This window comes from Hafnia alvei (assembly GCF_964063325.1).
GTDB classification, from domain to species: Bacteria; Pseudomonadota; Gammaproteobacteria; order Enterobacterales; family Enterobacteriaceae; genus Hafnia; species Hafnia alvei_B.
Window position 1 is genome coordinate 3118091 of sequence record NZ_OZ061315.1, and the last position, 19898, is coordinate 3137988.

The following is a 19898-nucleotide window of genomic DNA, read 5'->3' on the forward strand; positions in this document are numbered from 1 at the left end:
TAAAACGTAGCCCCGTCCCTAATACAGAGGATGGGGCTATCAGGATGAAACCTAAACCTTCTCCACTCTCTTCAACGTCTTATATCCCCCCCAAACACGCGTAAGGGTTGTAAACCAGCACAGGCCACCAAACACCCACGCCATCAGCGGAAAATAAGCAGGGAACAGACAAAAAAGAATAAACACCAATATGGTTTCCGCGCCCTCGGTGAGCCCGCCAAGGTAATAGAATGATTTATGCGGGTAATCTAAATTTTCTAATTGATACTTATCCGCCACCGCCGCAAAAGCTAAAAAACTGCTGCCGGTGCCGATAAAGGCAAATAATAGCCATGCTCCCGCAACCGCATTCAGCTCGGGTGAGGCCAGCACGAAGCCAAACGGAACCAGTGCATAGAACAAGAAATCCAGCGCTATATCTAAAAAGCCCCCCGCGTCTGATAGGCCCCTTCTGCGCGCCAAAGCGCCATCTAGCCCATCACATAGCCGGTTAATCACAATGGCAATTAAAGCAGCGTAATACCACTGCATCGCCAAAAAAGGCAGAGCCAAAACGCCAACGACGAATCCGCCGAGGCTTATTCGATCCGGCGTGATCGCTGGACGATCGAGATGAATTACAATCTGATTAAGCAGTGGTTTAACCCGAGGGTGTAAGTAACGGTCAAACACGTGGTGCTCCCTTACGTTTTACCGCAGTTTCAGGCACGCAAAGCCCCTGAGAAGGAATATCCAGCGCGGCATTAAAGCGCGCTGATAAATTCTGAAACGCAATCAGCGCCGTAAGTTCGGTGATCGCTTTTTCATTGAAATGAGATTTCAGCTGAGCTTTCAGGCCATCATCAATTCGCGGAGGCGTCGCCGTCATACCATCTGCATACGCTAATGCTGCACGCTCCTGCTCATCGAAACAATCCGCTGCCTGCCAATTCTGAACTGACATTACTTTATCTAGCGAGCCGCTGCGCTCGGCCAATCTCAAGCTGTTAGCATCAATGCAAAAAGCACAATCACACTGCTGGGATACACGCGTCATCACCAACGCTCGTAGCGTAGGTGAAACCCCTGAGCCTCTTCTTTCCAAAAAGCCGACGAAAAAAGCCACCAGCCAGAACAGAAAAGGAAACCGCCCCCACCAGCGTGTAGGGTTCAAAATTTGCCCATAATGTTTCTCTTGTGCTCGAACGATAGGCGTTAAGACCGTAGGGATTTTTTTCAGCGGTGAGATCCACGGTTGGTTATCGTTATTTTTCACCCAACATCTCCTGTTATGTGGCGTTATTTTTACAACCCCAGTGATTTTTCATGGAATTTTTCACTGCATTTTCTTTATTGTTAAGTTTTAAACGCTAACTAACAAGTCATTATTACGCGTTATCGGTTATGACTAACGGATAAGCTAACGTTTTGCACCAAAAACAGCCTGTACCCTTCAAAACCCCTGCTACGGGGAGTACATTATTTTACATCGCAGTGTTCTACTCGTATGGACACGCATTTCCACGCGCAATGCCGAATTTTATTCTGGCTACGTATTATAAAGGCTGCTGTTTTATGTCCCCTATTGAAAAATCCCGCAAGCTAGATCACGTCTGCTATGACATTCGTGGGCCGGTGTTGAAAGAAGCAAAACGACTCGAAGAAGAAGGCAATAAAGTCCTGAAATTAAACATCGGCAACCCGGCACCGTTCGGTTTTGAAGCGCCTGATGAGATTCTGGTGGACGTCATTCGCAATCTGCCAACGGCTCAGGGCTACTGTGATTCCAAGGGGCTATATTCCGCGCGTAAAGCGATCATGCAGCACTATCAAGCGCGTGATATCCATGATGTTACCGTAGAAGATATCTATATTGGTAACGGTGTTTCTGAACTGATCGTGCAGTCGATGCAAGCACTGCTCAACAGCGATGACGAAATGCTGGTCCCCGCTCCAGATTACCCATTATGGACCGCCGCTGTTTCGTTATCAGGCGGCAACGCCGTGCACTATCGCTGTGACGAAGAAGCCGACTGGTTCCCCGATCTGAACGACATCCGCAGCAAAATTACCCCGCGCACGCGTGGTATCGTGATTATCAACCCGAATAACCCAACCGGTGCGGTCTACAGCAAAGAGTTGTTGGAAGAGATTGTCACCATCGCGCGTGAAAACAACCTGATCATCTTCGCCGATGAGATCTACGACAAGATCTTATATGACGATGCTGAACACATATCTATTGCCTCATTGGCACCTGACCTGCTGGTTGTCACCTTTAATGGTTTATCCAAAACCTACCGCGTGGCGGGATTCCGTCAGGGTTGGATGGTTCTGAGTGGACCGAAAAAGCATGCTAAAGGCTACATTGAAGGTCTGGAAATGCTGGCGTCGATGCGTTTATGCGCTAACGTTCCGATGCAACATGCAATTCAAACCGCTATCGGCGGCTACCAGAGCATCAATGAGTTTATCCAACCGGGCGGCCGTTTGTATGAACAGCGTAACCGTGCTTGGGAACTGATTAACGAAATCCCTGGCGTATCCTGCGTGAAACCACGCGGCGCGCTGTATATGTTCCCAAAAATCGATGCTAAGCGCTTCAACGTTCACGACGATCAAAAGATGGTTCTCGACCTGTTGCTACAAGAGAAAGTGCTATTAGTTCAAGGTACTGCTTTTAACTGGCCTGAGCCGGACCACTTCCGAATCGTCACGCTGCCACGCGTAGATGACTTAGATATGGCTATCCACAAACTGGGCCGTTTCTTCTCTGGCTACCATCAGAAATATTGATTTTTTCGCATGACATAACGGCACCTTCTGGTGCCGTTTCTTATTTGCATCCTCCCCCATCACCGCCCACAATAGACTTCGTCTTTCCACTACCTGTTTTATTGAGAGAGCGTTATGAGCCAGAATCAAAGCCACTTTTTTGCCCATCTGTCCCGATTAAAACTGATTAGCCGCTGGCCGCTGATGCGCAACGTTCGCACCGAGAACGTCTCTGAACATAGTTTGCAGGTCGCGTTTGTCGCTCACGCCCTCGCCATCATTAAAAATCGCAAGTTCAATGGCAATGTTAATCCTGAACGCGTGGCGCTGCTGGCGATGTACCACGATGCAAGCGAAGTGCTGACAGGCGATATGCCTACGCCTATCAAATACTACAATCCGCAAATTGCGCACGAATACAAAAAAATTGAGAAAGTCGCGCAGCAAAAACTGATCGAAATGCTGCCACCGGAGTTACAAAACGATTTCCGCCCATTGCTGGATGAACACTACTACACCGAAGATGAGAAGTTAGTCGTTAAACAGGCTGATGCCCTGTGCGCCTATCTCAAATGTTTGGAAGAACTATCAGCCGGTAATAATGAATTTAAGCTGGCCAAAGCACGCTTAGAAAAAACATTGGATATGCGCTCAAGCCCTGAGATGGAATACTTTATGGAAGTCTTTATTCCGAGTTTTAGCCTGTCGCTGGATGAGATTAGTCAGGATGAGGTGATGTAGGAATTCATTTGCCAAGTGTTTATGCGGCCTTGGTGTAAAGTTTCGTTCGCCTATCAATAACAGCTATCACATATAGCTAAATCGAAGGCGACCGATGAGGGGCGCCAGCGCGCGCCCCTTCAATCCTCGCGCTTTTATCCGAGACGCCATCTCCGCGCCGGGTCGGCATGCGCCATCCCTGGCGCCTCCTCCCCTCGTGAAAACATCCTGTTTTCACTGCTCTAAATGCCACGACTTAAACTAAAAAACAGATAAAGTTTTTGTCTTTTGTCTTTTGTCTTTTGTCTTTTGGGGTTGACCTTTTCCGGCACGTTACCGGACAGCCGAGTGAATCATGCAGGTTAGGATTCGCCTACAGGGATGTAGGCGAAAGAACGGAGGAGCCAGGATGGCGATTGCCGTTCGTTCCGTTAAGACCGAAATGATGAAATGAGGGAACCCGCGTAGCGGGCTGGAAGGGGGTGCCAAGCCGGGTTGTTAGGGGGCGGTGATTGGCCCCCTAACACGGACGCCTGCACGATGTATATGCAAGACTCGGTATTTTAGGCGGACGTAATATGCACTGCATCTAAGTAAGAGATTAACTCAACACCTTATGCATACAAAATTCCCCATCAAAACGGAAACAACCACGGCACCACAATCACGCTGGCAATCATCACCAAGATAGTGAACGGCACCCCAATTTTGACGAAATCACCAAAGCTGTAATTCCCCGGCCCCATCACTAGCGTATTCACCGGTGAAGATACCGGTGTCATAAACGCTGCCGACGCGGATATAGCCACGATCATGGCAAACGGATATGGCGAAAGATGCATAGCATGGGCCGTTGCAATGGCTATCGGTGCCATCAGCACCGCGGTTGCCGTGTTGGAAATAAACAGCCCCGTCACCGCGCAGAATACAAACAGGCTCAACAGCACAATCCTTGGCCCCATGCCGCCGACTAAATCCATCAGCACATCAACCGCCAGCGTAATGCCGCCGGTTTTTTGTAAAGCCAAAGCAAACGGCAGCATTCCCACGATCAGTATCAGGCTTGGCCAGTGGATAGATTTATAGGCGCTTTCCATATCAATGCAGCGGAATTTGCCCATTAACATGCAGGCAATCAGCGCAGCAATGGCGTTAGGCACTTCATCCGTCAACATCATGGCAATCATCAACGCCAGACAAAATAACGCGTGCGGCGCCTGACTTATCGCCGGAGCGACGTCATCTACTTCTGCCGGAAGATGCAACACAATGAAATCGCGAGGTTGAAGCTGGAGCTGGCGTATCTGCTTCCAATTACCAATAACCAGTAGAATGTCACCCAGCTGGAGGGGGTCATTCACCAATTTACCTTCCATCGGCACGCCATCGCGGCGGATACCGACAACATTAAGCCCATAGCGAGTACGGAACGCCATTTCACTCAGCGTTTTTCCAATCAGATCGGAATCCGGCACAATCGTGACTTCAGCCATGCCAACGTCACGTGCCTGCTCAGAAAAATACTCGCCGCGCAGTACCATAGGCTCAAGCATCTGTTCGGCACAAAATTCGCGTAAATCCACTTCTGAATCTGACATATCAATCAGCAACACATCACGATCTTTCAGCTCGGTATTACCGATCGCACTCACCATCACGCGACGGAATTTACGCCAGCGCTCAATTCCCACCACGTTAGCGCCATAGCGGCTACGCAAATGCAGCTCATCTAGCGTATGGCCGATGAGCGGTGAACCACTGCGCAAAGCCAAACGACGAGCTCGCCCTGTGAGTTTGTAATCACGAATAAGATCGCGGAAGGTACGGCGTTTCCAGCTGTCTTTATCGTTGTCGTCCTTGCCACTCGCCAGCCAATTTCTCGCCACCAGCATGTAGCCCACGCCCATCAGCAAAACGATAATCCCCACCGGAGTCACGCTAAAGAAGCTTAAGCCATGAAATCCTTCACGAACTAATTCACTGCTGACGATCATGTTTGGCGGCGTCGCAACCAGCGTCATCATGCCGCTAATCAGTCCAGCAAAACTCAGGGGCATCAATAAACGTGCCGGTGATATTTTCATCCGTGCGGCCACGCTGAGCACCACCGGAATGAATATGGCCACCACCCCCGTCGAGCTCATCACCGCCCCCAATGCCGCGACGGTGATCATCAGCAAAACGAGCATTTTAGCTTCGCTATCGCCCGCGACCTTCACCAGCCAATCGCCAACCTGATAGGCAACACCGGTGCGAACAAGGCCGTCACCAATAACGAATAATGCAGCAATCAAAATAACGTTGGGATCGCTAAATCCGGCGGTTGCCTCACTCAGTGACAGTGCTCCACTGAGCACAAAGGCAATAATGATCAGCAATGCTACGACATCCATGCGTAACTTGTTGGTAGCAAAAAGAACAATGGCAATCAGCAATAACGTCAAAACCCACAATAATTCGCCGTTCACGACATCTCCCTTTGTGAATTTACTCCGGTAAACTTTGTACGCCAGAGGCCGCATTGATGGACTGCAATACCGATGGCATGGGATAGAAACAGCTTAAGAATGCCATAAAAAAAGCCCCGTAATCACGGGGCTTAATCATATTTAGATCAATTACTCTTTATAACGCATGGATTACCACGTAATCCCCTTCCTTCTCAACGCCTATTTGCGTTAGCGAAGTCAGGTTGAGATCGACCAAATCCAGCTTAGGTGCATCCTGAGGTGCATTAACCGCGATCACCTGACAGCCCGCCGACAGCCCAGAAAGGATCCCTGCCGCGGCGTCTTCAACAACCACGCAATCACTCACCGCCAGACCCAGTTTTTGCGCACCCAGTAGATAAGCATCAGGCTCAGGTTTACCGCGAGCAACCTGCTCCGCCGTGATAAACACATCCGGCTTTGGCAGCTGGCCTGCAGCGCGGCGGGCGTAGGCCACGGGAATCGATCCTGATGTGACGATCGCCCATGGAATGTTGAGCTCATCTAAGCGATCCAGCAACGCTTTCGCCCCGGGCAACGCGGTAACACCATCCGTATCGCGTGATTCAATTTCTTCCAACCAATCATATTCTTGTTGAATACGATCTTCGCTCTCACAAGACATAAAATGCCGCAGCGAGGTGATGGCTTGTTTGCCGTGGATAAAATCCAGAACCTCCTGTGGGTCCACGCCCTGACGTTTCGCCCAGTTTACCCACGAGCGTTCAACGACCGGCAGCGAATCCACCAGTGTTCCATCCAAATCAAACAAAAAACCTTTGCACTTCACAGGCATTCCTCTGTTTTACGCGTTAATAATTTGTGCAATCTCCACTGCGCTCAGATGATACTGGCGCGGGCATGATTGCCAGATTGACAGCATACGCTGGTATTTATCCCACATTTTGGTCTGGGCATTGAATCCATGCGTACCTGAATCGAAGTGAGTGTAACGCCCTTCAGTACCCACCATAAAGCGCACATAGCTGAGATAGCGCGATTCCGTTGCCGCATCAAAGCCCAAGAACTCAAGACGACGAGGCTCAATATCTTGTTTTTCTTTTAAATTATTGAAAGACACCTGCAGTGCATGGTGCATTTCCATAATATTGATAATCGTGCGACAGGTATCTTCGCTCAGCTCGCCAAAATCACGATCGAGTTCGCGCATCTGCAGACCAAAACCGCGTTCGATGATGGTTTGTAAACGACGATAACGCTCGGCGTTATCCGGATCCATCATGGTCATCATCTTGTATTGGTTAGAAAGAATCAGGCGTTGCGCGTTAGTCATTTCCATCTTTGATATCCTCATCGAGCGGCGAAGGTCGAACCTAGGCCGGGGTCAAGTCATGTAAAAGGTGAACTGTATGTTTCGCAGCATGGCATAAGCCTGACATTCTAAATAGTGCTGAACATCACTTTTTTGATTTGGAACGGGGTTTCATGAATGAGAAACTGCTGTAAATTGCTAGCTGGGTATTTTTTTAGCAAAAGAAGTGTGTTTTTGCTACAAATCGATAACTCAAACGAGCAAAAACACACGCCTCCATCGTTTAAATATCATCCAAAAACGTTTTATCTAGCTGTTTAAATGCGCGCTGCAAAACATCGGCCAGTGACTGATAGGTTGGCGTTCCTTCCACCGGAGCCTGTGCTTTTCCTGCTTCCACCAGCTTGGCGCGAATTTCATGAAACCACTGCAATAAGGTTGGCGGCAACGGCGTCACAGAACGTTTACCTAACCACCAAAGCCCTTGCATCGGCAAACTGCAGGCAAACAGCGCCGTGGCAATCGCAGGGCCAAGCTGGCCGCCCAACGCAATCTGCCAAGTTAACGTAAAAATGGCGATCGGCGGCATGAAGCGCACGGCAAAGCGCGTCACCTTCGCAATACGATTTTCAGGAAACATCGGTGCCAAGCGTTTATCACTCGGCCACGTCTTCATATATGTCTGGCCGCGTTGAAAAATCTGGAACCACCCTACGTGGCCGGTTGGCTTAGATGTCATAGGAACCTCAACTTCATTTATAAAAAATCAAAAAACAGTGTAAAATCACAACGTATACTTAGCGGTCTTAAATTTATTTTGTTTTTGGCATCCGCAATCGGTATCCTAGCGCGGCCTTGAGGCCTGTAGAAGCAAAAACAACGTTAATAAAGTGTTTCATTAACGACTGCTTCTTAAAGCTAAGTTTTCAGCATTAAGACCCTGTACAATCTGACAGCGTCTGGCGAAAACCTTGCCGGCAACGCAATGCTTTTTTGAGCACCGCGGTTTTTTAATGCGATGTTCTTCATCATGACGAATTAACACTACGCATGATGTTAATCATAAATGTCGACGACATATTACGCTACGCTTAATGTCTGATTGACTCAATTTCTAACCACGCATAACAAGTAGGTACTTCCATGTCGAAGCTGGTACTGGTTCTTAACTGCGGCAGTTCATCACTGAAATTCGCTATCATCAACGCAGCCAACGGTGAAGAACACCTGTCTGGTTTAGCAGAATGTTTCAGCCTGCCTGAAGCCCGTATTAAATGGAAAATGGACGGCGCTAAGCACGAAGAAGCCTTAGGCGCTGGCGCTGCTCATAGCGAAGCCCTGAACTTCATCGTTAATACTATTCTGGCACAGAAGCCTGAACTGTCTGCATCTTTGACCGCTATCGGTCACCGTATCGTGCACGGCGGCGAGAAATTTACTGAATCAGCGCTGATTACTGATGAAGTACTGCAAGGTATTAAAGATGCGATCCCGTTTGCGCCTCTGCACAACCCTGCGCACCTGATCGGTATCGCTGAAGCGTACAAATCTTTCCCTAACCTGAAAGACAAAAACGTTGCTGTATTTGATACTGCTTTCCATACCACTATGCCGGAAGAGTCTTACCTGTACGCCCTGCCGTACAGCCTGTACAAAGACCACGGTGTACGTCGCTATGGCGCACACGGCACCAGCCACTTCTTCGTTAGCCAAGAAGCAGCGAAAATGCTGAACAAGCCAGTTGAAGAACTGAACGTGATCACTTGCCATCTGGGCAACGGTGGTTCTGTTACTGCGGTTCGTAACGGTAAATGTGTTGACACCTCTATGGGTCTGACTCCGCTGGAAGGTCTGGTAATGGGGACTCGCTCTGGCGATATCGACCCAGCTATCATCTTCCACCTGCATGACTCTCTGGGTATGAGCGTTGAGCAAATCAACAAACTGCTGACCAAAGAATCTGGCCTGTTGGGTCTGACCGAAGTCACCAGCGACTGCCGTTATGTTGAAGATAACTACGAAACCAAAGCTGACGCTAAGCGCGCAATGGACGTATTCTGCCACCGTCTGGCTAAATACATCGGTGCTTACACTGCGCTGATGGACGGTCGTCTGGACGCAGTCGTATTTACCGGCGGCATCGGTGAAAACGCAGCGATGGTACGTGAACTGACTCTGGACAAACTGGGTCTGCTGGGCTTCGAAATCGATCACGAACGCAACCTGGCTGCACGCTTCGGCAAATCTGGCACCATCACTAAAGATGGCAGCCGTCTGGCCGTGGTTATCCCAACCAACGAAGAGTTGGTTATTGCACAAGACGCCTCTCGTCTGACTGCATAAGACGCATCTCAACACCGTCAGCCAAGGCTGGCGGTGTTATTTAAACGGCTTATATACCCAAGTATTTCATGATGCAGGAAGGCGGCAATCGAATGAATCCCGATGAGCTTACATAAGTAAGTGATTCGGGTGAATGAGTGCAGCCAACACCCCTGCATCTTGAAAGGCGACGGGGATAAACTATCCGACCAAGTTCACCGCGCTGTACCAACCGTCGTTCGTTCGGCCTGTTGAACAACCGTAAAGAGGTTTTATCGTGTCACGTACAATTATGCTGATCCCCACCAGCACCAGCGTTGGCCTGACCAGCGTTAGCTTGGGTGTCATTCGCTCTATGGAGCAAAAAGGTGTTCGTCTGAGCGTCTTCAAACCTATCGCACAGCCACGCACCGGCGGCGATTCTTTAGATCAGACCACCACCATTATCCGCGCTAACTCTTCTATTCCTGCCGCTGAACCGCTGCGCATGTCTCACGTTGAAACGCTGCTGAGCTCTAACCAGCAGGACGTGTTGATGGAAGAAATCGTTGCTCGTTACCACGAAAATACCAAAGACGCAGAAGTTGTTCTGGTTGAAGGCCTGGTTCCAACCCGTAAGCACCAGTTTGCTAACGCGTTGAACTACGAAATCGCCAAAACCCTGAACGCTGAAATCGTCTTCGTTATGGCGCTGGGCAACGACTCCGCTTCTCAGGTTAAAGAGCGTATCGAACTGGCTCGTTCTAGCTTCGGTGGCAGCAAAAACAAAAATATCACCGGCGTTATCATCAACAAGCTGAATGCACCGGTTGACGATCAGGGCCGTACTCGCCCAGACCTGTCTGAAATCTTCGATGATTCCAACAAAGCAAGCATTGCCAATCTGGATACTGCACAGCTGGTTGCTAATAGCCCACTGCCAGTTCTGGGCTGTGTGCCATGGAGCTTCGAACTGATTGCCACGCGTGCAATCGATATGGCGAATCACCTGAAAGCACGTATCGTGAATGAAGGCGACATCAAAACGCGTCGTATCAAGTCTGTGACCTTCTGCGCACGCAGCATTCCTCACATGCTGGAACATTTCCGTCCGGGTTCACTGCTGGTGACTTCCGCTGACCGTCCTGACGTTCTGGTTGCCGCTTGTCTGGCTGCAATGAACGGCGTGGAAATCGGCGCGATCCTGCTGACCGGCGGTTACGATATGGACGAGCGCATCGCTAAGCTGTGCGAACGTGCATTCCAGACCGGCCTGCCAGTCTTCATGGTGGACACCAACACGTGGCAAACCTCGCTGAGCCTGCAGAGCTTCAATCTGGAAGTTCCTGCTGACGACCATCAGCGCGTTGAGAAACTGCAAAACTACGTCGCAAGCCACATTGACAGCAAGTGGATTGATTCCCTGTCTGCGGCTTCTGAGCGTTCACGTCGCCTGTCTCCTCCGGCGTTCCGTTACGAACTGACCGAGCTGGCGCGTAAAGCATGCAAACGCGTTGTTCTTCCAGAAGGTGACGAGCCACGTACCGTTAAAGCAGCGGCTATCTGTGCTGAACGCGGCATCGCTGAATGTGTCCTGCTGGGTAACCCAGAAGAAATCCAGCGCGTTGCAGCGGCTCAGGGCGTTGTTCTGGGTAAAGGCATCGAAATCGTTGATCCAAACGTAGTACGTGAGCAATACGTTCCACGTCTGGTTGAACTGCGTAAAAGCAAAGGCATGACCGAAGTTGTTGCTCGCGAACAGTTGGAAGACAACGTTGTTCTGGGCACGCTGATGCTGGAACAAAACCAGGTTGATGGTTTGGTTTCTGGTGCGGTTCACACCACGGCTAACACCATTCGCCCACCGTTGCAGCTGATCAAAACTGCACCGGGCAGCTCTTTGGTATCTTCTGTGTTCTTCATGCTGCTGCCTGATCAGGTTCTGGTTTATGGCGACTGCGCGATCAACCCAGACCCAACCGCAGAACAGCTGTCTGAAATCGCTATCCAGTCTGCAGACTCTGCCGCTGCATTCGGTATCGAACCTCGCGTAGCCATGATCTCTTACTCAACCGGTAACTCTGGTGCGGGTAGCGACGTTGAGAAAGTTCGCGAAGCAACACGTCTGGCTCAGGAAAAACGCCCTGACCTGATCATCGATGGCCCGCTGCAGTATGATGCGGCGATCATGGCTGACGTGGCTAAGTCTAAAGCGCCTAACTCCCCAGTTGCAGGCAAAGCAACCGTGTTCATCTTCCCAGACCTGAACACCGGTAACACCACTTACAAAGCGGTACAGCGTTCTGCTGACCTGGTCTCTATCGGGCCAATGCTGCAAGGCATGCGTAAGCCGGTTAACGACCTGTCCCGTGGCGCGCTGGTAGACGATATCGTCTACACCGTTGCTCTGACGGCGATTCAGGCTGCACAAGCTGCCGATGCTGCTAAGTAATCTCTGATTACGCGTTCAAAAGGCTCCTAATTGGGAGCCTTTTTTATTTCTATTCCCTTCATATGCACCTTGCTCCTGAAAATACAAATTCCTAAAATTTAATTGCTCTTTCATTATGCAAACAAGCTCAAAGTTTTATCATATTTTTTTGTTAGCATTGATTAACATTGCTAATAAATATGGAGTTAAATTGTCTAATGACTACACAAAGGATTCAGAAGTACATTCGCTTGTTTGTATTACTTTTTATCTCACTCATATCTCTAGTTGCTTATGCATTCATTGCCAAGCTACCATTAGAGGAGTTAATTAAAACTATCGCTATCTCCGTCTTTGCCACCGGTCTTGTTATGTGCGTATATGAATATATTTATGTCAGCCGCGGCGACAAATATTTTGAAGAGATCATCGGCAAAAAAATACCTATCTACTTAAAAATGAAAGAACGGGGTATTGAAAATATATCCGATTCCTTTGAGCTCGATACTTATCAAGATAAAATCATTAACAGTAAAAAATTAACCGTAGTGATGAATGATGGTAAATCATTCATTAGCGCAAACTCTGCTATTTTTAAGAAAAGACTCAATATACCTGGCAAGGAAACCAACCTAGTACTGCTTGACCCTAGATCTGAATTTATAAACTTGCTGAATAGAAAGAATGGGAAAAGCGACTCTGAGTATTATCAACGCAAGCTGATTAACATTTTTGATGAAATATTCCATGATTATGAGGTACACAAAGATCATGACTTCAAAATTTACATTCACAGCATGTTTAATACCATGTCTGTCATTATCTTTGATGATATTGCGATGATAAGCCTTTATCGCTTGTCGCCAGGAAAATCGATCGTCCCACACTTTGAATTGAAAAATACAGGTGAAGGTTCAGAGTATGCTGAGGTCGTCAATGACGTTAATAAATTGCTAAGCAATCAAGATATTGTCGATATCATAACTAAAGAAAATATATCGAAACTTAAAAGTGATGTTAATCAGATAATAAATAAAGACAAAATTGGCACGGCAGCATAGTAGGCCCTGCACCTAAAAAACAAATGCCATAATATATGGCATTTGTTTTTACATCATACTTTCAAAGCAAACTATCGGCTATTTTTAAGCAACTCCAGCGCCTGTTTCACAATATCCTCCGCCGTCAGTTCATATTCTTGCATCAGGAAATCCTGTGTCCCCACCTGCCCATAGCGTTCTTTTACTCCAACGCGTCGCATCGGCACCGGATGGTTTTCCACCAGCACTTCTGCCACGGCTGAACCAAGCCCGTTATGAATGCTATGGTTTTCACAGGTAACGATTCGCCCTGTTTTCGCAGCGTATTCAATAATCAGATCTTTATCGATAGGCTTAAGCGTAAACATGTCTATAACCGCAGCGCTGTAACCTTGCTGAGCAAGCACTTGTGCCGCTTGCAGAGCTTCAGCCACCATAATCCCATTGGCAATCAGCGTGATATCTTTGCCATCTTGTAAAACCTTGCCTTTGCCAATGGTGAATTCTGTACCGTCAGGATAAATGGTGTATGCCTGCTTACGGATGGTTCTCACCCAGTGAAAACCTTTTAAATCCACCAGTTGGCGTAGAATGTTTTGGAACATCGTGGCATCCGTCATCTCCATCACCACGGAGTGGGCAAGACCACGCACAATCCCCATATCTTCAAAAGACATATGAGTTCCGCCGTTATGGCAAGCGCTGACGCCAGCATCCGATGCAATCACCTTCACATTATTTTTTTGATAATCAACCGACATAAACAGCTGATCAAAACAGCGGCGACTAGCGAAAGCAGTGAAAGTATGCACAAACGGAACGCGTCCGGCTAAAGAGAGGCCTGCCGCAGTACCGATAACGTTGGCCTCCATAATTCCACAGTTAATAACCTGATGGGGGAAATCGCGGTGAACGCTGTCCATGGCCATAGAGCTCATCAAATCAGCTTCTAGCGCTATTACCGGCGTATTCGCGATGAACTGATCGCGCATCGCCTGGGCATAAACCTTGCGCATTTCCATTTTATCTTTCTGTAACGGCAGGAATTCATGGATCATAGCGTTGCCTCCAGTGTTGCGATCGCTTGCTGCATTTCCGCTTTAATATCGTCAGTTAGGCGCAGGTGATGTGAATTGGGCAGTTGCTCAATATACGGAACGCCCTGACCTTTGATGCTGTCGAGAAGTACCACTTGCGGGCGCTGTTCGCCGCTTCGAACAGGAGCAATGGCCTCGTAAATAGCGGCAATATCGTCGCCTTTCACGCTGAGCACATCAAAGCCGAATGCGCTAAATTTCGCGTTGAGATCGAATGGCTTGATGACCTCATCTAAGGTGCCATCCAGCTGCTGCTTGTTGTAGTCAATAAACAGCGTCAGGTTATTCAGATTATGGTGGGCGATAAACTGGAAAGCTTCCCAGCACTGACCTTCATTCAATTCGCCGTCGCCCAAAATACAGAATACGCGGTTTTTACGTCCTGCCAGCTGATGTGCCAGCGCCATCCCTGTCGCAATTGAAACACCCTGCCCTAACGAGCCGGTCGTCGCATCAACGCCACGAGTTAGCAAACGGTCGGGATGACTGGGGAAATGGGTTCCATTTTCGTTTAGCGTGGCTAACTCTTCACGAGGGAAATAGCCTTTTAACGCCAAAGCACTATATAACGCGGGCCCTGCATGCCCTTTAGACAGCACAAAATTATCGCGCTCAGGCCACTGTGGCTGAGCAGGATCAACCTTCATCACTGCGCCATACAATACCGCCAACGTTTCAACCACCGACATTGAGCCACCGTAGTGACCAAAGCCCAGATTCGTTAACGCTTTTAAGGTTTCTACGCGAATTTCTGTTGCGTAGCGTTGAACCTCTTTCAGGTTAAGCATAGTTACCCCTTATTTATTGGCGCCATTAGCGGAGGTGGATGGAGAGCTCTTGCGTGAGAAGAAGTAGTTATGTGCCACCAGCGCTACGAATATCGCGATAATGACGGCCATAATCATGTCTTTATTCATAAAGCGCGCCATGTTGCCTAGCACAATACCAATGCCGCCAAAATCGGCGTCCGAGAACGTGGTATTGGCAAAACCGAGCGCGCCTAGAACTGGCAACAATAGAACCGGCAGGAAGGTAATCAGCAGGCCATTAGCAAATGCGCCGATCATGGCACCACGGCGGCCACCGGTGGCATTGCCGAAGACCCCTGCCGTTGCCCCCGTAAAGAAGTGAGGAACAACGCCTGGTAAAATCAGCACCAGATTAAATTGGCCTAAGAGGAACAACCCCACCAGCCCGCCAAGGAAACTAAATAGGAAACCAATCAACACTGCGTTAGGGGCGTAAGGATAAACCACGGGGCAATCAAGCGCAGGACGTGCATTGGGGACTAAACGCTCAGAAAAACCTGTAAATGCAGGAACGATTTCAGCCAAAATTAAGCGAACGCCTTGCAGAATAATGAATACGCCAGCCGCAAAGGTAATCGCCATAATGATGGAATAGACCAAATAGTTTTGGCCGGCGCTATAGGTGGCTTCGACGAAATCAGAGCCTGCACTCACCGCCATAATCAGGTAAATCACCATCATGGTCAGAGAGATGGAGATGGAACTGTCGCGTAAGAAGCTAAGGTTTTTAGGCAGATTCATCTCTTCGGTTGAGCGCGATCCTTTACCCACGCGTCCACCGATCCAGCCGGAAAGGATATAGCCTAATGTGCCAAAATGGCCAAAAGCGATATCGTCATTGCCGGTAATTTTGCGCATATATCGCTGCGCCAAAGCAGGGAAAAAGGCCATAACTAAACCGAGCGTTAATGCCCCCGTAAAGACTAATTGCACACCTTCAAATCCGGCGACGGTCAATATAATGCCGATCATGCACGCCATATAAAACGTGTGGTGTCCGGTTAAGAATATGTACTTAAGCTTGGTAAAGCGTGCCACCACAATATTAGCAACCATACCGAACGCCATGATTAGCGCAGTCGCAGCACCATATTTTTCTAATGCAATAGAGACTATCGCTTCATTATTAGGAATGATGCCCTGAATATTAAAGGCATGCTCAAACATACCTCCCAATGGGTTGAGTGAACTGACAAGAACTCCAGCACCACCGCCTAAAACAATAAAACCTAGAATAGTTTTTACGGTTCCTTTCACAACATCGCTGAAAGATTTTTTCTGAGCCAATAAACCAACAAGAGCAATAATACCGACGAGAACTGCAGGAACTTTTAATATATCAACGATGAACTTCAGCGTTTCTTGGATAAACATATCCGCCTCGCTAATTATCTAAGAGAAGTTGTCGATTATTTTATTTATTGAAATAAGCCCGTAGCTTTTTTTCAAGTTCATTAATATCAATAATATTGGTAATAACAATTAGCTGGTTATCTGGGATGCTGGCACTGGCAGCAATATCCTTCGCCATTACAAACAAGTCGGCTTCGCTGGGAATAGCCGATGAAAGGTCGGAGTGCTCAACATCAGCCTCAACGCCAATTTTCTTAAGCACTTTTTTAATATTCATTTCCACCATAAAACTACTGCCCAAACCTGAACCACATATCGCCATAATCTTCATTATTCAATCCTCGGTGAGTTTTTAAACACAGAGATCCCACAGGGAATCCTGTTATTTTTATGGGGTTATTGATTTAAATAGCTCTTAAAATTTCTCGATGATAGATTTAATCTCCTCTCGCGTAGCGGCATTGTGAATTTTTTTTACCGCATCATCATCTGAGAAAAACTCTGCCAGATGAGAAATCAATTCAATATGGCTGTGGCTGTCAGGCGCTGAGAGCATCACAATTAAATTAACCGGATCGTTGTCAGCGGAATAGAATAAAACATCTTGTTTCACGCTCAGCAATGAAAGCCCTAAAGACTTGGCACCTTCTTCTGGCCTTGCATGCGGCATCGCAATACCCGGAGCTAAAACATAATAGGGACCCAGCTTTTCATGTTGCAGATAAATAGCGGCAAGATAATCGGGAGTAATAATACCTTTTTGTAATAACGGCTGGGCGCTGAGCCTCACAGCCTCTTGCCACGTATCCACACTTTCGCGAATTTGTATGGTGTCATCAGTTAACCAAGTATTCAGCATTGTCTCTCCTAAGCGGATGACCTCTGTTGATAACCCTAACTGCCGGCCATTTTGACCATTGATTATCAGCAAATGGGGTGGTGTAAAGAGACGATACCTTTAAAGATAGCGCTACCAAAAACGCTATCTGTTAGATTTGTGATAGCGCTATCAAAAATAGATGCTTAATCTATGAACAGAGATGACGCATATCTCATAACGCTAAGTACATGGCAATATCGCTACCAAAGCCTGTAGTAGTTTTATGATTAATCTCTTTTTTTAGCTAAAATAGCGCCATTGCAGCCTAGGCTCCGTTAGGAACAAGCATGTCCATTATTAAAAAACGACGTAGTACCGGCAGAGTCACGCTGGCCGATGTAGCCCGCCATGCTGGTGTTGGTTCAATGACCGTATCACGTGCTCTACGCACGCCCGATCAGGTATCGGACAAGCTAAGAGAAAAAATTGAGTCTGCCGTTAGCGAACTGGGCTATGTGCCAAATCTTGCCGCCAGCGCTTTAGCGTCTGGGGCTGGCCGCACTATTTCGGTAGTGGTTCCCTCGTTTACCGAAGCAGGCTGCGCTCAAATGCTGGCTGGGCTACAAAGCGTATTACAACCGGCAGGATTCCAACTGACACTCTCAGAATCCCAACGAGATGAAGAGCGCGAAGCCAACATGCTAGAAAACCTGCTTTCGGCCAGCCTTGCCGCGGTGGTGCTACTTAGCACCGAGCAAAGCGATAACACCCGTCAATGGCTGAAAAATGCAGAAATTCCGGTGGTTGAAATCGGCGCCATGCGCGAAGATCCCATCGATATCAATATTGGGATAGATTATGCCGACGCGATGTTTAATCTGACACGCTATGTCATCGAGCGAGGATATGAAAACATTGGCTTACTCTGTGCGAATCAAGAGCCGTGGGTATTTCAGCAGCACCTTCATGGCTGGCATCAGGCGCTGTTGCGTAGCCATTTCTCACCGCATCGGGTTATTAACGCTGCTGAACCCGCCAATTTCTCAACCGGCGCAAACCTGTTACCCGAATTTATTCTGGCTTGGCCAGAAATTGATGCGCTGATCTGTGCGTCTGACGAATTAGCCTGCGGAGTATTGTATGAATGCCAAAGACGGCATATCCGTATACCAAGCCAGCTAGCCGTTGTGGGTTTCGGTAATCGGGATGTGAGTCAGGTATGTCAGCCGCCGTTAACCACAACCGCCGTACCTTTTAAAGAGATTGGTATTCAGGCCGCCAACGCCCTATTGGCGCGCCTGAATCAGCAAGCAACCAGAGTCACTATTCCTGTCAGCTCAGTGTTATGCAAACGGAGCAGTTGCTAAGCTGACAGTACTGGAATCGTTACTCTTCGCTTTCGTTCTGCGGCACACCGTTTTCCGCTTCAGATTCGCTAGGCGCTTTCGCCGATGATGTGGTTTTTTGGATACACATCGGCTGGTAGTGTTTATCGCTATTACGCGTCATCCACAAAGAGAGAGCCTTCAGTGAATCAGGGGTAAAGCTATCGCACTCCGCAGTGATTTCCTCTGGGGTCATCCAGCGAACCGACTCAACCTCTTCTTCCTGTAGCGCAAACGGGCCGTGAGAAACACAGCTAAACAGCCCACCCCATACGCGGCAGTTGTCTTGTTCAAAATAGAACATACCGTGATCGGCAAAGGGAACGCCTGCAATGCCAAGCTCCTCTTCTGCTTCTCGGCGCGCTGACTCCAACATATTTTCACCACTTTGCACCACGCCGCCGGCGGTAGCATCGAGCCATCCAGGGTAAAAATCTTTGTTATCAGTGCGTTTCTGAACCAGGATCTGCCCCATTCCATTGTGAACCACAATATAGGTTGCACGGTGACGCAGACATTGCGCGCGCATCTGCGCGCGAGTTGATTGCGCGATGACATCATTGTTTTCATCAACAATATCAACCCACTCCAACTCGGTGTTAAGCGTTTGTTCCACCATCCTCTGAAACCTTTTTCTTAGCGTACTGCTGTACGCGGTTTGTTCATCGCACCTGCTTTATGGTTCACATCTGTAGACGCTACAGCGGTGAAAGCAGATCCTACCGAAAATGCCATAAATAATCAGTCGATTACGACTTCTGCCAGTATCTCTGTACCGTACAGGGCGCACACTTTTAAGACCCCGTTTTCAAATATCCCAAAACTAGGCACATGCCCACCTTTGGGTAAGCTAACAGAGCCTGGATTGAAGCAGTAGATATCACCGCGTTGTTCTGCCACCGGTAGATGCGTGTGTCCGTAGACCAGCACATCTTTTGGGCTTAATGGTGGTAACTCCGCTGGATGATAAAGGTGACCATGGGTTAAAAACAATCTTTGATTATCGAGCAAAATTTGCTGCCAAGGCGCCATCATCGGGAATTTCAGCAGCATCTGATCGACTTCACTATCGCAATTGCCGCGAACTGCGATGATCTTGTCAGCAAACTTATTTAGCTGCTCTGCAACCTGCGGCGGGTTATAGCCTTCAGGTAGCGGATTTCGTGGGCCGTGATTGAGCACATCTCCCAGAATAATCAGCCACTGGCTTTCGCTTTGTTCAAACAACTCAAGCACGCGCTGGGTCGTGGTGAGAGATCCATGGATATCAGAGGCAAACATCAGCTTCATATACGGTTCTCGTTAAATAAGAATAATCCCTATGGCGTTACAAATGCCCATAGTGTAGCGAATGGCCATAGTGTAACGATGGCTATCATCGCCCGCCAGCATACAACGCATTGTTTGCCTACTTTTAACCTGATTG

At 48.3% G+C, this 19898-nt stretch carries 19 protein-coding genes; 6 read left to right on the plus strand and 13 right to left on the minus strand.

Annotated features, from left to right (window positions below; all coding sequences use genetic code 11):
- Window positions 1-51 precede the first annotated feature (51 nt).
- Together AB3Y96_RS14800 and AB3Y96_RS14805 are read right to left on the minus strand one after the other, a co-directional pair.
- On the minus strand, window positions 52-672 hold the full coding sequence (locus tag AB3Y96_RS14800) for a CDP-alcohol phosphatidyltransferase family protein (RefSeq protein WP_367299563.1): 621 nt from the start codon (window positions 670-672) through the stop codon (window positions 52-54).
- A complete protein-coding gene (locus AB3Y96_RS14805) occupies window positions 665-1255 on the minus strand; it encodes a carboxymuconolactone decarboxylase family protein (RefSeq protein WP_367299564.1) in 591 nt (196 codons plus the stop codon). Before AB3Y96_RS14805 ends, AB3Y96_RS14800 begins: the two co-directional genes overlap by 8 nt.
- A 299-nt stretch (window positions 1256-1554) precedes the next feature.
- On the opposite strand from AB3Y96_RS14805, the gene AB3Y96_RS14810 reads away from it, so the two are divergent.
- Both AB3Y96_RS14810 and yfbR read left to right on the plus strand, forming a co-directional pair.
- Window positions 1555-2775 carry a pyridoxal phosphate-dependent aminotransferase gene (locus tag AB3Y96_RS14810; protein ID WP_367299565.1) on the plus strand — a complete coding sequence of 407 codons (1221 nt, stop codon included), beginning with the start codon at window positions 1555-1557 and terminating at the stop codon, window positions 2773-2775.
- Window positions 2776-2889: 114 nt separating this feature from the next.
- On the plus strand, window positions 2890-3495 hold the full coding sequence (gene yfbR, locus AB3Y96_RS14815) for a 5'-deoxynucleotidase (protein ID WP_040046426.1): 606 nt from the start codon (window positions 2890-2892) through the stop codon (window positions 3493-3495).
- A gap of 614 nt (window positions 3496-4109) precedes the next feature.
- On the opposite strand, the gene AB3Y96_RS14820 is transcribed toward yfbR, so the two are convergent.
- From AB3Y96_RS14820 to yfbV, 4 genes are all read right to left on the minus strand, one after another.
- Complete coding sequence (locus tag AB3Y96_RS14820) at window positions 4110-5942, minus strand: SLC13 family permease (protein WP_367299566.1); 1833 nt, start codon at window positions 5940-5942, stop codon at window positions 4110-4112.
- A gap of 157 nt (window positions 5943-6099) precedes the next feature.
- Complete coding sequence (locus AB3Y96_RS14825) at window positions 6100-6753, minus strand: sugar phosphatase (protein ID WP_367299567.1); 654 nt, start codon at window positions 6751-6753, stop codon at window positions 6100-6102.
- A 15-nt stretch (window positions 6754-6768) separates the two neighbouring features.
- Window positions 6769-7263, minus strand: coding sequence for a YfbU family protein (locus tag AB3Y96_RS14830; protein WP_072308472.1), 495 nt, complete (start codon window positions 7261-7263; stop codon window positions 6769-6771).
- 256 nt (window positions 7264-7519) lie between these two features.
- Entirely contained in the window at window positions 7520-7975 is a 456-nt protein-coding gene (gene yfbV, locus AB3Y96_RS14835) for a terminus macrodomain insulation protein YfbV (protein WP_025797871.1), read from the minus strand.
- 404 nt (window positions 7976-8379) lie between these two features.
- Between yfbV and ackA the strand changes: the two genes are divergently transcribed.
- The 3 genes from ackA (at window position 8380) to AB3Y96_RS14850 (ending at window position 13029) form a co-directional block, all read left to right on the plus strand.
- Window positions 8380-9579, plus strand: coding sequence for an acetate kinase (gene ackA, locus AB3Y96_RS14840; protein ID WP_072308471.1), 1200 nt, complete (start codon window positions 8380-8382; stop codon window positions 9577-9579).
- Window positions 9580-9835: 256 nt separating this feature from the next.
- Window positions 9836-11989, plus strand: a complete 2154-nt coding sequence (pta, locus tag AB3Y96_RS14845; RefSeq protein ID WP_072308470.1) for a phosphate acetyltransferase — start codon at window positions 9836-9838, stop codon at window positions 11987-11989.
- 197 nt (window positions 11990-12186) lie between these two features.
- On the plus strand, window positions 12187-13029 hold the full coding sequence (locus tag AB3Y96_RS14850; RefSeq protein WP_367299568.1) for a hypothetical protein: 843 nt from the start codon (window positions 12187-12189) through the stop codon (window positions 13027-13029).
- 71 nt (window positions 13030-13100) lie between these two features.
- On the opposite strand, the gene AB3Y96_RS14855 is transcribed toward AB3Y96_RS14850, so the two are convergent.
- The 5 genes from AB3Y96_RS14855 to AB3Y96_RS14875 form a co-directional block, all read right to left on the minus strand.
- Window positions 13101-14066, minus strand: coding sequence for a transketolase family protein (locus AB3Y96_RS14855; protein WP_367299569.1), 966 nt, complete (start codon window positions 14064-14066; stop codon window positions 13101-13103).
- On the minus strand, window positions 14063-14893 hold the full coding sequence (locus AB3Y96_RS14860) for a transketolase (protein ID WP_367299570.1): 831 nt from the start codon (window positions 14891-14893) through the stop codon (window positions 14063-14065). The genes AB3Y96_RS14855 and AB3Y96_RS14860 overlap by 4 nt, the downstream gene beginning before the upstream one ends.
- Window positions 14894-14902: 9 nt before the next feature.
- Window positions 14903-16288: a PTS ascorbate transporter subunit IIC gene (locus AB3Y96_RS14865; protein WP_072308466.1), complete on the minus strand. Its 1386-nt coding sequence runs from the start codon at window positions 16286-16288 to the stop codon at window positions 14903-14905.
- A gap of 40 nt (window positions 16289-16328) precedes the next feature.
- The gene (locus AB3Y96_RS14870) at window positions 16329-16598 is read right to left on the minus strand and encodes a PTS sugar transporter subunit IIB (RefSeq protein ID WP_072308465.1); all 270 of its coding nucleotides are present in this window, start codon (window positions 16596-16598) and stop codon (window positions 16329-16331) included.
- An 84-nt stretch (window positions 16599-16682) separates the two neighbouring features.
- On the minus strand, window positions 16683-17126 hold the full coding sequence (locus tag AB3Y96_RS14875; RefSeq protein ID WP_072308464.1) for a PTS sugar transporter subunit IIA: 444 nt from the start codon (window positions 17124-17126) through the stop codon (window positions 16683-16685).
- 308 nt (window positions 17127-17434) lie between these two features.
- On the opposite strand from AB3Y96_RS14875, the gene AB3Y96_RS14880 reads away from it, so the two are divergent.
- Window positions 17435-18454, plus strand: a complete 1020-nt coding sequence (locus tag AB3Y96_RS14880) for a LacI family DNA-binding transcriptional regulator (RefSeq protein WP_072308463.1) — start codon at window positions 17435-17437, stop codon at window positions 18452-18454.
- A gap of 19 nt (window positions 18455-18473) precedes the next feature.
- Here AB3Y96_RS14880 and yfcD read toward each other — a convergent pair whose 3' ends face one another.
- On the minus strand, window positions 18474-19091 hold the full coding sequence (gene yfcD / locus AB3Y96_RS14885; protein ID WP_072308462.1) for an NUDIX hydrolase YfcD: 618 nt from the start codon (window positions 19089-19091) through the stop codon (window positions 18474-18476).
- A 122-nt stretch (window positions 19092-19213) separates the two neighbouring features.
- Window positions 19214-19762, minus strand: coding sequence for a phosphodiesterase (gene yfcE / locus AB3Y96_RS14890; RefSeq protein WP_072308461.1), 549 nt, complete (start codon window positions 19760-19762; stop codon window positions 19214-19216).
- Window positions 19763-19898: the final 136 nt, after the last annotated feature.

Excerpts from the sequence above, each read along its gene's own strand:
- yfbR (WP_040046426.1), top strand. The coding sequence starts at position 2,890 with ATGAGCCAGAATCAAAGCCACTTTTTTGCCCATCTGTCCCGATTAAAA.
- AB3Y96_RS14860 (WP_367299570.1), bottom strand. The coding sequence starts at position 14,893 with ATGCTTAACCTGAAAGAGGTTCAACGCTACGCAACAGAAATTCGCGTA.
- ackA (WP_072308471.1), top strand. The coding sequence starts at position 8,380 with ATGTCGAAGCTGGTACTGGTTCTTAACTGCGGCAGTTCATCACTGAAA.
- AB3Y96_RS14870 (WP_072308465.1), bottom strand. The coding sequence starts at position 16,598 with ATGAAGATTATGGCGATATGTGGTTCAGGTTTGGGCAGTAGTTTTATG.
- AB3Y96_RS14855 (WP_367299569.1), bottom strand. The coding sequence starts at position 14,066 with ATGATCCATGAATTCCTGCCGTTACAGAAAGATAAAATGGAAATGCGC.
- AB3Y96_RS14880 (WP_072308463.1), top strand. The coding sequence starts at position 17,435 with ATGTCCATTATTAAAAAACGACGTAGTACCGGCAGAGTCACGCTGGCC.
- yfcE (WP_072308461.1), bottom strand. The coding sequence starts at position 19,762 with ATGAAGCTGATGTTTGCCTCTGATATCCATGGATCTCTCACCACGACC.
- AB3Y96_RS14830 (WP_072308472.1), bottom strand. The coding sequence starts at position 7,263 with ATGGAAATGACTAACGCGCAACGCCTGATTCTTTCTAACCAATACAAG.
- AB3Y96_RS14810 (WP_367299565.1), top strand. The coding sequence starts at position 1,555 with ATGTCCCCTATTGAAAAATCCCGCAAGCTAGATCACGTCTGCTATGAC.
- AB3Y96_RS14850 (WP_367299568.1), top strand. The coding sequence starts at position 12,187 with ATGACTACACAAAGGATTCAGAAGTACATTCGCTTGTTTGTATTACTT.
- AB3Y96_RS14865 (WP_072308466.1), bottom strand. The coding sequence starts at position 16,288 with ATGTTTATCCAAGAAACGCTGAAGTTCATCGTTGATATATTAAAAGTT.
- AB3Y96_RS14875 (WP_072308464.1), bottom strand. The coding sequence starts at position 17,126 with ATGCTGAATACTTGGTTAACTGATGACACCATACAAATTCGCGAAAGT.
- yfbV (WP_025797871.1), bottom strand. The coding sequence starts at position 7,975 with ATGACATCTAAGCCAACCGGCCACGTAGGGTGGTTCCAGATTTTTCAA.
- yfcD (WP_072308462.1), bottom strand. The coding sequence starts at position 19,091 with ATGGTGGAACAAACGCTTAACACCGAGTTGGAGTGGGTTGATATTGTT.